At 38.7% G+C, this 12,128-nt stretch carries 13 protein-coding genes; 12 read left to right on the top strand and 1 reads right to left on the bottom strand.

Annotated features, from left to right (window positions below; translation table 11 throughout):
* Positions 1 to 280: 280 nt before the first annotated feature.
* Together E6X37_RS08505 and E6X37_RS08500 are read left to right on the top strand one after the other, a co-directional pair.
* Positions 281 to 2,455: a heavy metal translocating P-type ATPase gene (locus E6X37_RS08505; protein WP_287531433.1), complete on the top strand. Its 2,175-nt coding sequence runs from the start codon at positions 281 to 283 to the stop codon at positions 2,453 to 2,455.
* Between the two features lie 207 nt (positions 2,456 to 2,662).
* Complete coding sequence (locus E6X37_RS08500) at positions 2,663 to 3,190, top strand: ECF transporter S component (protein WP_008715744.1); 528 nt, start codon at positions 2,663 to 2,665, stop codon at positions 3,188 to 3,190.
* 188 nt (positions 3,191 to 3,378) lie between these two features.
* Here E6X37_RS08500 and E6X37_RS08495 read toward each other — a convergent pair whose 3' ends face one another.
* Positions 3,379 to 4,704, bottom strand: a complete 1,326-nt coding sequence (locus E6X37_RS08495) for an FAD-containing oxidoreductase (RefSeq protein WP_278621892.1) — start codon at positions 4,702 to 4,704, stop codon at positions 3,379 to 3,381.
* 311 nt (positions 4,705 to 5,015) lie between these two features.
* On the opposite strand from E6X37_RS08495, the gene ylxM reads away from it, so the two are divergent.
* From ylxM to E6X37_RS08445, 10 genes are all read left to right on the top strand, one after another.
* Positions 5,016 to 5,351 carry a YlxM family DNA-binding protein gene (ylxM, locus tag E6X37_RS08490; protein ID WP_004695559.1) on the top strand — a complete coding sequence of 112 codons (336 nt, stop codon included), beginning with the start codon at positions 5,016 to 5,018 and terminating at the stop codon, positions 5,349 to 5,351.
* A complete protein-coding gene (gene ffh, locus E6X37_RS08485) occupies positions 5,341 to 6,693 on the top strand; it encodes a signal recognition particle protein (protein ID WP_278621890.1) in 1,353 nt (450 codons plus the stop codon). Before ylxM ends, ffh begins: the two co-directional genes overlap by 11 nt.
* A gap of 60 nt (positions 6,694 to 6,753) precedes the next feature.
* The gene (gene rpsP, locus E6X37_RS08480; RefSeq protein ID WP_004695565.1) at positions 6,754 to 7,017 is read left to right on the top strand and encodes a 30S ribosomal protein S16; all 264 of its coding nucleotides are present in this window, start codon (positions 6,754 to 6,756) and stop codon (positions 7,015 to 7,017) included.
* 21 nt (positions 7,018 to 7,038) lie between these two features.
* Positions 7,039 to 7,266, top strand: coding sequence for a KH domain-containing protein (locus E6X37_RS08475; protein WP_004695567.1), 228 nt, complete (start codon positions 7,039 to 7,041; stop codon positions 7,264 to 7,266).
* A 14-nt stretch (positions 7,267 to 7,280) separates the two neighbouring features.
* The gene (locus E6X37_RS08470; RefSeq protein ID WP_004695569.1) at positions 7,281 to 7,688 is read left to right on the top strand and encodes a YlqD family protein; all 408 of its coding nucleotides are present in this window, start codon (positions 7,281 to 7,283) and stop codon (positions 7,686 to 7,688) included.
* On the top strand, positions 7,688 to 8,185 hold the full coding sequence (gene rimM / locus E6X37_RS08465; RefSeq protein WP_024060990.1) for a ribosome maturation factor RimM: 498 nt from the start codon (positions 7,688 to 7,690) through the stop codon (positions 8,183 to 8,185). The genes E6X37_RS08470 and rimM overlap by 1 nt, the downstream gene beginning before the upstream one ends.
* Before the next feature lie 120 nt (positions 8,186 to 8,305).
* Positions 8,306 to 9,121: a tRNA (guanosine(37)-N1)-methyltransferase TrmD gene (trmD, locus tag E6X37_RS08460; protein WP_024060989.1), complete on the top strand. Its 816-nt coding sequence runs from the start codon at positions 8,306 to 8,308 to the stop codon at positions 9,119 to 9,121.
* A complete protein-coding gene (locus tag E6X37_RS08455; RefSeq protein WP_278458094.1) occupies positions 9,118 to 10,164 on the top strand; it encodes a DUF4178 domain-containing protein in 1,047 nt (348 codons plus the stop codon). The genes trmD and E6X37_RS08455 overlap by 4 nt, the downstream gene beginning before the upstream one ends.
* Positions 10,165 to 10,208: 44 nt before the next feature.
* Positions 10,209 to 10,781 (top strand): hypothetical protein, encoded by a 573-nt coding sequence (locus E6X37_RS08450; RefSeq protein WP_105087066.1) that lies wholly within the window; start codon positions 10,209 to 10,211, stop codon positions 10,779 to 10,781.
* 14 nt (positions 10,782 to 10,795) lie between these two features.
* Entirely contained in the window at positions 10,796 to 12,103 is a 1,308-nt protein-coding gene (locus E6X37_RS08445) for a glutathionylspermidine synthase family protein (RefSeq protein ID WP_278458093.1), read from the top strand.
* Positions 12,104 to 12,128: the final 25 nt, after the last annotated feature.

The following is a 12,128-nucleotide window of genomic DNA, read 5'->3' as shown; positions in this document are numbered from 1 at the left end:
GGTAGGATATTGACGTAATGAGAATTTATGTTATCATTAAATATAGATATATGAGTAGTTAGTCATGTAATATGTTCATATATTGAAGTTTTAGAATATATTGAAACATTCTTAGTGAACCTGTTTATTGCTATTTTATTTACAATAGGATATATAGCTTTTTATAGATAGATGTTTAGACGTATATTTAAGTACATAAATACAAAATATAGTACGAATTTGTAATAATATAGTAAGTTGTAAGATAAGATATATCTACAGAGTAGAAAGGCCTGTGAATATGAGCGTAAAAAAACAAGAATTTGATATTACAGGTATGCACTGTGCAGCCTGTGTAAAACGTGTTGAAAACGTTGTTTCTAAACTTGATGGCGTAGAATCTGTTAAGGTTAACCTCTTAACTCGAAAGGGGAGCGTTGAATATAAAGACGGGGCTGCTGTAGATTCACAACAGATTATTGATGCCATTACGAATATCGGCTTTGGTGCTACAGAAGCAGACGAAACAAAGCAAGAAATAGAAAAGGTTAACTTAAAACCTCATATTACACGCCTTATTATTGCCGCCTGTATGGCGGTACCGATGATGATTAATATGACGTTACATCGATTTGGTATTCAGGCATTGCCTGTATGGGTAGAGTTTGTTCTTGCTACTATTGCTCAGTTCGGTCCTGGTCTCATGTTCTATAAGAGTGCTTGGAGCGCTGTAAAAAATGGAGCGCTTACGATGGATGTGCTTGTAGTAATGGGCACAACCGTAGCGTATCTATTTAGTATTTATAATTGGCAGTTCCACCCCGAACTAGGACCTCATGGAATTTACTTTGAAACCTCTGCGTGGCTTATTACGTTTATCCTTCTTGGTAAGCTGTTAGAAGAAATTGCAAAAGGGCGTACCTCTGAAGCACTTCAAAAATTAATTGCTTTACAACCTGCAACAGCTCATGTGTTGCGTGATGGAGAATTTATTGATATCCCTACATCTAAGGTGGTAGCGGGTGATATTTTACAAGTTCGTGCAGGCGAAAAAATCCCTGTTGATGGTACAATTACTGAGGGGTATTCCACAGTAGACGAGGCTATGCTGACCGGTGAAAGCTTACCAGTTGAAAAGCAAGTTGGCTCTGAAGTTATTGGTGCTACTATAAATCTAAGTGGTGCTTTTACCATGGAAGCAAAGCGTATCGGTTCCGATACGATGTTATCTCAAATCATCAAGGTTGTCGAAGAGGCACAAACCTCTAAGGCTAGTATTCAACGCATTGCAGATATCGTGGCTCAATATTTCGTACCGACTGTTATTGGACTTGCTGTTTTGACAGGTCTCGTATGGTACTTCATTATGGGAGATTCTATTAACGTTGCTCTCATTAACGCAACAGCGGTACTTGTTATCGCATGTCCTTGTGCGCTTGGCCTTGCTACACCAACATCTATCATGGTTGGGTCTGGACTTGGTGCGGAACACGGCGTGCTCATCAAGAGTGCAGAATATCTTGAAAAGGCGGGTAAGCTCGATGCCATTGTTATGGATAAAACCGGTACCCTTACACAGGGTGTATTGGATGTGACGGCTTTTAAAAATTACAATGGTGATGAAAGTACGAATATGTCTATTATGATGGCTCTTGAAAGTGGCACATCTCATCCGATTGCAAAGGCTATGGTTTACTACGGTGAAGATCAGGGCTACAAAGGTAAAGCTGTTGAACTTGAAAGTTTCACCGATGTACCAGGTAAAGGGTTACAAGGTGCCTACCAAGGCGTATCCGTACAACTTGGGCACAGTCGTTGGATGAACGAACTAGGTTATGATTTAACGGCGGTTCAAGAAGATATTTTACAATTTGAAGAACAAGGCGCCTCCGTATCTGTTCTCGCTGTAGATGGAGTTGTTAGTGCTTTGTGGGCTGTAGAAGACGAATTACGTCCAGAAACTATCGAGGTTGTAAAAGAGTTACATGCTCAAGGTATTGATGTATGGATGCTTACTGGTGATAATCGTCGAACTGCTCAATATATTGCTAAACAGGCGGGTATCTCCCATGTTATAGCTGAAGTATTGCCTCAAGATAAGGCTAGCAAGGTAAAAGAATTGCAAGATAAAGGTCTTGTAGTGGGGATGGTTGGTGACGGTATCAATGATGCTCCTGCTCTCGTTACGGCAGATATTGGTTTTGCTATTGGCAGTGGTACAGATATTGCGGTAGAAGCAGCCGACATCGTCCTTGTACGAAATGATTTACATACCTTGGTACAAGCAGTACGACTCAGCCGTAAGACAATGACCAATATTAAACAAAACTTATTCTGGGCATTGATCTTTAACTGTATCGGTATTCCGTTGGCCGCAATAGGTGCATTAAATCCAATGATTGCGGGTACAGCGATGGCATTTAGCTCTGTAACAGTCGTAGGTAACTCGCTTCGTTTGAAGCGAGCTAAAATTTAAGATTATACATATAATTGAATACTATAAAGCACCTATACAGGGGTATAGGTGCTTTATTATATCTACAGACATATAGTTAAGTATATATTTATATCTTATATTGAGACGTGAAATGGATATTTAATTTCTACGATAATGGTGTTTTTAGACGGCTTATGATTTGTTATACTGAATATAGTAATTGATTTAAAAGAGAGGTTCATGATTATGAAATTAAGTACTCGAGACATTGTCTATATTGGTTTTATTGCCGCGTTATGTGCAGTGGCTACTACAATTCGCATTGAAATACCAGGTGGCGCTATGGTTCATTTAGGATCGGCTGCACTCTTTACAACATCTATACTTTTTGGTGGATTATATGGAGGCTTGGGTGCGGCAATTGGATCTGCACTATTTGATCTCTTTGGTGGTCATACACAGTACATCGTATTCTCTTTCTTTATTAAAGGAATTGCAGGACTTATCGTAGGTGGTATGACTGCAGGCTATCTGCCACCCTCTATTACAAAACCAACTGCATCCTTTGGTCGTATTTTAGTAGCCCTTATTATTGGTGCTGTTTGGACAGCTTTAGGCTACTTCCTTGCGTGGTGGTTCGTTCTTGAAAGTGCGGTCGTGGCGGCTAGTAAAATTCAATACTCTTTGATTACAAGTGCCGCAGGGATTGTGGTTGCTATTGTATTAACCCCTAAATTACAAACGATAGTGCGCAGATTGTTTACTAAAAATTAATTGCTACAATGTCTTAGCATGTTTTAGTTAGGCACTGCTAAAAAAGCTATAATAATCTGATACATTGATAAATAAACTATCATATCGATAAATACAAAAGCCTTTAGTTGCTAAATTAGTTTAGCGTCTAAAGGCTTTTTGGTTAGGTTATTATTTTATAATTAGTGATTGTATTAGCTATTAAACTATTAGAAATTACAAAGGTCGTTTAAGTTTTCTGCCATTGTAGGGTGTGTGAAGATTTGATTTTTGAAATATGTATATGGAATGTTATTATCCATAGCCATTTTAATTAAGTTAATCAATTCTTCTGCGCCTTGGGAATAGAGTGTAGCGCCCAGGATTAAGTCGTTATCCGCATCTACAACAATTTTAAAAGCACCTTTTAAATAGTCGTTTACATGTGCTCTTGGCATGGTAGCTACGAGCATTTCCTTGGTTTTAATCGTATATCCTTGGTTGATTGCATCTTCTTCTGTAAGACCTACCCGAGAAAGTGGAGGTGTTAGGAAGGTAGTATAAGGTATATTTTTACGATCTTTTAAGGTATAGTGGCCGTTGCCTGTAAGTGCACCAAATACGATACGGAAGTCATCAAGAGATACATATGTGAATTGAGGACCACCGTTTACATCGCCGACTGCGTATACACCAGGAACGGAGCTTTCACAAGTATCATTAACTACAATAGCACCGCGTTCGTTAGTAGCGATATCAGTATGTTCTAAACCGATATTAGCTGTATTGGCTTTGCGACCTGTAGCATATAGAACAGCATCAAATGTATAGTTTTGATTATTAGCTTTGATAACTGGTTTGTTGTCATCATTGGATACAGAGTCTAATGTTACATTATTAAGAATGGTAATGCCTTGTTCAGTTAAGTACTCAGTAGCTAGCTCTTGAACGATAGGTTCTTCGCGTTTTAAGATGCTAGATTCGATGTTGAATACAGTTACCTTAGCACCAAGTTTTGCATATAGACTTGCAAATTCAAGACCGATAGGACCAGCGCCGATAACACCTAATGTACTAGGTTGAGTAGGTAATTGTTGAATTTCTGTACTATTATAGAAACCTGTAGCTGTATCAATGCCAGAAATATTAGGTTTAATCGCTACAGCACCAGTGTTTATAACGATAGTGTCAGCAGATAATATAATCTTATCCTCGCCAGCGGTAACAGAGATTTCTTTATTGCTAATAAATGCACCATGTCCAGTATAGACATCGACATGATCATTAGAATCTAACATAGTAAAGTTTTTATTTCTTAAGCGAGATGTAACAACTTCACGTTGATTTAATACTTGATCGTATGATAAGCCTTTTGATGCGGCAATGATCATCGTTTTAGTAGGAATACATGCGATATTAATACATGTACCACCGTACATTAGTGGATTTTCTTCAATCATGGCTACGGATTTGCCCATAGAGCCAAATTTTGCGGCTAATGTTTTGCCAGCCTTGCCGAAACCTAAGACGATAATGTCATATTGTTTGGTATTCATATAATACCTCCTGTTTTTTTATATTGAAAATATTAGATATTGATATTATAGCATATTATTATAGATATAAAAGTAGAAATTAGAATTAATTATCATTGATTATGAATTAAATTTGTCTAGAATGATTATGTTAAGGTAGTCAATTAGTTTATGGTTTTGTTCATTTAAGGGGATGAGATAGCTTGTATAACTGTGATTTATATGTATTATAGTAATGAATTAAGTGTGTTAAGTATTTCTACTTGACACATCTTTTTTTATAATGTACCATATGTAAAGTAATATGACTTGACAGTGATGGAGGTGGCGAAATGGAAGAACGAGTACTTATAAGTTTGCTCTTAGATTTCTATGGGCCATTGTTGACGGACAAGCAACGCATGTCCTTACAACTTCACCACGAAGATGATATGTCCCTTGGCGAGATTGCTGAGGAATTAGGCGTATCACGACAGGCTGTACACGATAACTTACAGCGTGCTCGACACATTTTAAATGATTACGAATCTAAATTGCACTTGGTGGCACAATATGAACAACGGGAAGGCTTGCTTTCACAGTTGAAAGCAACATTGCCTAAAGAGGTGTTAGCCGAAACCAAGGTGCAACAAGTATTGGCGCAAATGGAGGGATATTATGGCATTTGATAGCTTGTCAGAAAAACTGCAAGAAGCCTTTCAATCCTTAAAAGGGAAGGGCAAAATTACAGAAGATGATGTCAATCTTGCGTTGCGTCAGGTACGTACAGCTTTATTAGAAGCTGACGTTAACTTTATGGTAGCAAAGGACTTTGTTAAGTCCATTAAGGAAAAGGCCCTTGGTGAAGAGGTGTTCGGATCCTTGAATCCAGCCCAAACGGTTATTAAAATCGTAAATGATGAGTTAACGGCTCTCTTGGGTGGTACGCAAAGTCGTATCATGATTTCTAGCAAGCCTCCAACGATTATTATGCTCGTTGGTTTACAAGGTGCTGGTAAGACTACAACAGCTGGTAAACTAGCTGTATACCTACGTAAACAAGGTAAACGTCCGATGCTTGTCGCTGCCGACGTATATCGTCCAGCTGCGATTACTCAGTTGCAAGTTGTAGGTAAGCAAATTGATATTCCAGTATTTGCGGATGAAACACATGGTGCAAATCCAGTAGATATTGCGCGTCGCGCTGTAGAGCAAAGCACGCATATGTTGAAAGATGTTGTTATCATCGATACCGCAGGACGTTTGGCTATAGACGAAGTCCTCATGGATGAGTTGTCAAACATCAAAGCTGCTGTTCGACCTCATGAAATTCTGCTCGTTGTAGATTCTATGATCGGTCAAGATGCAGTAACAACCGCTCAAACCTTTAACGAAAAATTAGGTGTTGATGGTGTTATCCTTACTAAACTCGATGGTGATGCGCGCGGTGGTGCCGCATTATCCATCAAAGCTGTAACAGGCTTGCCAATTAAGTTCACTGGTGTGAGCGAAAAAATGGATGGCTTTGATGTATTCTATCCAGACCGCATGGCTTCTCGTATTCTCGATTTGGGCGACTTTAAAACATTGATTGAAAATGTACAAGGCGCCATCGATGAAGAAGAAGCTCGTGTAATGGCAAAGAAAATGGCGAAAAACAATTTCACCTTGGATGACTTCTTAAAACAGATGAACCAGGTGCGAAAGTTAGGGCCATTACAAAATATTATTGGAATGTTGCCAGGCATGGGACAAATTAAGGATCAATTAAAGGACCTTGATTTGAATAGTAAAGAGGTGCGTCGTATTGAGGCTATCATTACATCCATGACGGCGGCAGAGCGAGAAAATCCAAGTATTCTTAACGGTTCTCGCCGCAAGCGTATTGCATTAGGTTCTGGTACACAGGTCCAAGATGTAAATCGCTTGTTGAAACAATTTGAAGAAGCGCGGAAGATGATGAAGCGCATGCAAGGTTTACGTGGCGGTAAGGGCGGCTTCCCTGGAATGCCTAAATTACCGTTTATGTAATACATGGGCAGGGGCGCTGAACTTGTCCATCCACATCAGTATAAGGAGGTGAATTTCACAATGTTAAAAATTCGTTTGACTCGTTTAGGTGCTAAAAAAGCTCCTTTCTACCGTATCGTAGTTGCTGACGCACGTGCTCCACGTGAAGGTCGTCCTGTTGACACAATTGGTCAATATGATGCTACTAAACAACCAGCTATCGTTAATGTAGACGAAGAAAAAGCTTTGGCTTGGTTAGCTAAAGGTGCTCAGCCTACTGACACTGTTCGCTCCTTGTTCAAAAAACAAGGCGTTATGCAAAAATTTGCAGACGCTAAAAAGTAATTAATAGAGAGGCATACTGTGATGATAGAATTAATTTCATTAATTGCGAAATCATTAGTGAAGCAGCCTGATGCCGTTTCTGTTACCATGGTCCAAAAGGGGAATGTGGAAGTTTATGAACTTCATGTAGCCCCAGAGGATATGGGTAAAGTCATCGGAAAGCAAGGTAGAATTGCTAAAGCGATTCGCTCTGTGGTGAAAGCGGCGGCTATTAAAGAGAACAAAAAGATATCTGTTGATATTGTTTAAAAGGGAGTATTCCAATGGAAGAAATGACATTACGTGTCCCTGTAGCAGTAAAAGCAAAAGTAACAGATGACTTGAAAGCGAAAATTGTTTCCGATCTTGAAACTCGTCTTGATATGGTGAATAAAGATTTGGAAGCAATTGAGTTCCAAGCTCAACGTATTTTGGCTGATGCAGCTAAAGTTGATGCTACAAGTCTCACTGCTATTCGTCAACAAATCGACGAAGAAAAAAATAAACGCTTGGCTTTCAAAGAAGAAGTAACAGCTAAATTGAAGGATGCTAAGGAGTTGTCTTTAGGAACTGAAATTCCTCAAGGTACATTAGAGCAAACAGTTACCGTTAAAATCGGGGATAATTTGGATGCCTTGATGGGCGCTGAAATCCTATTAGAAGACGGTAAGATCGTTGCGTTTCGTCAATAATGAAACATAACGATTTCATCACAATAGGTGTTATCATCGCCCCGCACGGCGTGCGGGGTGATCTTCGTATTATGCCTCAAACCGATTTTCCAGAACGGTTTATGCATATGGATGCCTGTTACATCGATGGTAAAGAATACCACGTTGCATCCGCACGATTTCACAAACAATTTGTATTAGCATCCTTTAAGGAAATTCCTGATCGTAATACGGCTGAATTATTGAGTAAGAAAGAAATTCAAGTGCGCCGTGAAGATTTAGTGGAATTGCCAGAAGGTCGCTATTATATCTTTGATATCATTGGCCTTGAGGTACAAGATACTATGGGTAATGTGCTTGGCATAGTTACTGATGTATTACAACCAGGTGCTAATGATGTCTATGTGGTCTCTAAAGATGGGGAACCAGATCAATTATTTGCAGCCATTGAAGAGGTCGTTAAAGACATCGATGTGGAAAATAAATTGATGATCGTAGATCCGCCTGAATGGATATAATCCTTTGGGCGGTTTTGTTTTATCTACATATAGGTATATTATCGTAAAAGGTATATAATATAGCTATATATAGATAATACTAATGAGTTAATGTGAGTTAATAAGTACAGGGGACGGTTTATGCGTATTGATATTGTATCTTTATTTCCAGAGTTTTTTGATGCGTTTTTTAATCATTCCATCATAAAACGAGCTATCGAGGCAAAACGTCTATCTGTAGGTGTAACGAATCCTCGAGATTTTAGCCATAATAAGCATGGTCAAGTAGACGACACACCATATGGTGGCGGGGCTGGTATGCTCATGATGGCACCTCCTATTTTTGAAGCCGTAGAATCCGTTATTGCTCAATATGATAGTGATATTAATGATACTTATACCACAGATGAGATGTGTGATGAAATGAGTCTTATTGGTAATCCTAATGAAAGTATACGACGTCGTATTATCTTTATGGGACCTACAGGACAGCCTTTTACACAGGAGAAGGCTCGTGAATTGGCTAGCTATGATCAAGTGGTCCTTATTTGTGGTCACTATGAAGGTGTAGATTATCGCGTAGAGAAACATCTTGTAGATGAAACGATTTCCATTGGTGATTATGTATTGACCGGTGGTGAGTTGCCAGCCATGGTAGTTACTGATGCAGTGGCTCGCATGATACCTGGTGTATTAGGTGCGGCCAGTGGGGCACAAGAGGACTCTTTTTATGAGTCTCTTTTGGAGTGCCCGCAATATACAAAGCCTCCAGAATTTAGAGGGTGGGCTGTTCCAGATGTATTGCGCAGTGGTCATCATAAAAATATTGCCGCATGGCGTCAAAAGGAAGCACTAAAACGGACACGATTATTACGGCCTGATTTATTGGAACGACCATTAACAAACGAAGAAGTTAAGCTTTTAAAAGAAATTATTGCAGAAGAGTCTAGGCTATGAAATTTAAGTGTTATGATGTTGTAGAGATTCAGGGAAAACGATACGTAGTCGGGGAGGTCCTTTCTTATCAAGAGTTTATCGTTGATAAAACAATACGTTATGATCTTAATGATGAAAATTATAAAAAAGAACTAGGTGTTTCCAAAGGAGCTCAGTCTTGGACCGAATATGGTCTTATGCCCGTTAATGGGACGGATAAAAAATGGCTTACCATTGTAAACGGTGAAAAAGAATATTGCACTTTTTCTGAAACAGTTTTACGTTCAACCCCTCCTGCAGGATATAGACTACATGATAAAGGTATAGAACGTGTCGTAGCTGTGGAGGGGCAATCGAAGGCTAGAAGTGGCGACGAAGCAGATTATAAAGAATATAGAGCGGTTCAAAAGGATAAGACCTTTGTATTTTTTATAGAGAACTGGCGTGGTGGTTTAACAGATCAGGCTCAAGGCGAACGGATTCGTTTGTCTGATATACATCGACGGAGAGATCAGGCTGCACAAGCGGCGAGTAAAAAAGTGCGAAATGCAGCGCGCAGAAAAGAATGGACTCAATTGGGTCTAAGTTGGGGAATTATTTTACTCTTTTTGGGGTATTTGTTTATAGGAGATTTGTCTTGGCACGAGCTTCGTGATGAAGTGGGTTTTCCCTATACTATGGAGGAGCGCATTAAGGATTCCTATTATTATGAATCACAAGGTATAAAAGACGGTTTAAAGGTGTATACGTCAAAACAAGATCCTAATGCAACGGCTATCGATCTTATCGATGCCGTGTATGGCAAGGTTTATACCATTAAACAAGACACAAAGTCTCCAGAGAAGTGGATTGTTATTTATACAACGAATGAGGTATCTGTTATTAGTACGGTTAATGATACTACTTATGTTGAGGTCGGATTGCTTAAAAATTTGCCTGATTCAGAGGATACACGATTGGCGAATATTAGAAACGACAGTGACATATTGTTGCGGTATGCGTATATGGTGGAATTAAAGAATAAGCAGGGACGTCAGACTTTATTAAAAGAAATAAAAGATTGAAATAGTATTGATTCCAGTCACGAAATCAAACGAAGGAATATTTTATGTATGAACCAAGTAAGAATACTGTTTACATAGCCATAGCCTTTACATCTATAGCAGCTCTAGTAGGCGCTTATTCGTATTGGGATGATGTTAGCTATGCCCTATGTGATGTGGTTAAACCAGAATTAAATAATGGTGAAGTACGGCTCGTTGATGATGAAGGTAAAAGCTATACCTTGATTAATCATGGTGATGGAAAAGAAACGGCACTTTATGATGATGCTGAGAAGTCTGTTACCTTTCATCGCGATGAGAAAGGCAATATTATATGGGATGCAGGCTTAGCCAGCTTGATTCCGACTCTGGCTGTAGGGTATTATGCGTTTCATGGATTTTCAGCCCCAATGGCATATATGGATGCACCAAGTATGACTTATCGCGTTACGTCGCCTCTTACACCTTTTGATGCAAATACAGGCGCTAGTAAATCTAATAGTGAAAGAGTGGCTAGAACTATTAATGAAATGACTAGAAATCGTTACAATACTAAAACGAGTAATCGAGCACATAGAATTGGTGAAAAATATGGCTTTGGTAGTGTAGGCGCCCGAACTTCAAGCGGGACCTCCTGATGAAAGGATAAACAATGAAATCCTATATTGATGAGCTGGATAGAAATATATTTAATTTTGTGGAATATGAAGGATATGATGATCGGTATCCTTCATTGTCTATGCAGGCCTTTTCATCCGACTTTTACGATGAAATTCGCCATGCTTCACGTAGATTATTTCAAATATTTTGTAAAGCAGCAAAAGTATTTCAAATGGCACCAGATGACTTTGCTCGAAATATGGATATGCCAGACAATTTAATTCCTTACTTACATAAGTCGAATGCCTTAGGTTTACCGACGTGGTTATCTCGTTTTGATTTTGTTCTCGATATAAATGGCAATTTGCGCATGGTAGAACTTAATGCGGATACGCCATGTTTTCTCATTGAAAGCTATTATGCCAATGAAATTGGAGCTAATTATGTAGGACGAAAACATCCTAATACAGAATGCCGAAAAGAATTACATACATTTTTAAAGCGCATGTATGATGCTGTTTTATCAGCTAAGTATGGTAGAAATCAATATAAGTCTATGCTGGCAAATAGAGAAAGACTACCTAAGGATCCCTTTGTATTCTCCTGCTTTCATGATTATTTTGAAGACTACGGTACAACACAATTTCTTATGAAGGAATTAAAAACAGCCTGTCCTGAGGCAGACACGCGATTCATATCCTTTTATGATATGAAGATTGATGATGAGGGCATTCCTTTAGCTAATTGTAGTCATGCGACTCTATTGTATCGATTGCATCCTATGGAACTTTTAATTGATGAACAAACACCAGATAATGAACCTTTGGGTGAGATGTTTTTAGATCTTTACGAGGAGAATAGATTTGCTCTTTTTAATCCGCCAGAGGCAATTATTTTACAAAACAAATCATTTATGTCTTTAGTGTATGCGTTGTATTTAACAGATCAATTTTTTACGAAACCTGATCGAGATATAATCGAACAGTATTTGGCACCATCCTATTTTGAAAATGACTTTTCCGCTCTTGATGATGGACTTTATATTCAAAAGGAGATTTGGGGCCGTGAAGGAAGGCATGTACAAGTTGTTCAAAAACGTGGTGATACATCTGAGCTTTACATGGAAAAGCTAGTTGATAACTATGATGATATCATTTGTCGCGACAGTAAAAAGGTTATGTATCAAGACTTTATACAGCAGAAACGTTTTACTCATACAGTGGATTGTGGAGTGAAAGATGGATTTTTAACCTTATCCTGTTTTATGCTTGGTGATCAAGCTTCCGCGGTAGGATGCCGTTTTTCTCCGGAAGAGATAGCTGGTACAGAAGCATACTTTGTACCATTATTAATAGAGTAAGCGAAATATTATGAAATTTGTGACC

This window comes from Veillonella parvula (genome assembly GCF_032550495.1).
GTDB lineage: Bacteria > Bacillota > Negativicutes > Veillonellales > Veillonellaceae > Veillonella > Veillonella parvula_G.
The sequence above is the reverse complement of the archived record's forward strand: the minus strand, read 5'-3'. Positions and strand labels throughout refer to the sequence as shown.

Excerpts from the sequence above, each read along its gene's own strand:
- E6X37_RS08500 (WP_008715744.1), top strand. The coding sequence starts at position 2,663 with ATGAAATTAAGTACTCGAGACATTGTCTATATTGGTTTTATTGCCGCG.
- rimM (WP_024060990.1), top strand. The coding sequence starts at position 7,688 with ATGAAACATAACGATTTCATCACAATAGGTGTTATCATCGCCCCGCAC.
- rpsP (WP_004695565.1), top strand. The coding sequence starts at position 6,754 with ATGTTAAAAATTCGTTTGACTCGTTTAGGTGCTAAAAAAGCTCCTTTC.
- E6X37_RS08475 (WP_004695567.1), top strand. The coding sequence starts at position 7,039 with ATGATAGAATTAATTTCATTAATTGCGAAATCATTAGTGAAGCAGCCT.
- E6X37_RS08495 (WP_278621892.1), bottom strand. The coding sequence starts at position 4,704 with ATGAATACCAAACAATATGACATTATCGTCTTAGGTTTCGGCAAGGCT.
- E6X37_RS08505 (WP_287531433.1), top strand. The coding sequence starts at position 281 with ATGAGCGTAAAAAAACAAGAATTTGATATTACAGGTATGCACTGTGCA.
- E6X37_RS08455 (WP_278458094.1), top strand. The coding sequence starts at position 9,118 with ATGAAATTTAAGTGTTATGATGTTGTAGAGATTCAGGGAAAACGATAC.
- E6X37_RS08470 (WP_004695569.1), top strand. The coding sequence starts at position 7,281 with ATGGAAGAAATGACATTACGTGTCCCTGTAGCAGTAAAAGCAAAAGTA.
- trmD (WP_024060989.1), top strand. The coding sequence starts at position 8,306 with ATGCGTATTGATATTGTATCTTTATTTCCAGAGTTTTTTGATGCGTTT.
- ffh (WP_278621890.1), top strand. The coding sequence starts at position 5,341 with ATGGCATTTGATAGCTTGTCAGAAAAACTGCAAGAAGCCTTTCAATCC.
- E6X37_RS08450 (WP_105087066.1), top strand. The coding sequence starts at position 10,209 with ATGTATGAACCAAGTAAGAATACTGTTTACATAGCCATAGCCTTTACA.
- ylxM (WP_004695559.1), top strand. The coding sequence starts at position 5,016 with ATGGAAGAACGAGTACTTATAAGTTTGCTCTTAGATTTCTATGGGCCA.
- E6X37_RS08445 (WP_278458093.1), top strand. The coding sequence starts at position 10,796 with ATGAAATCCTATATTGATGAGCTGGATAGAAATATATTTAATTTTGTG.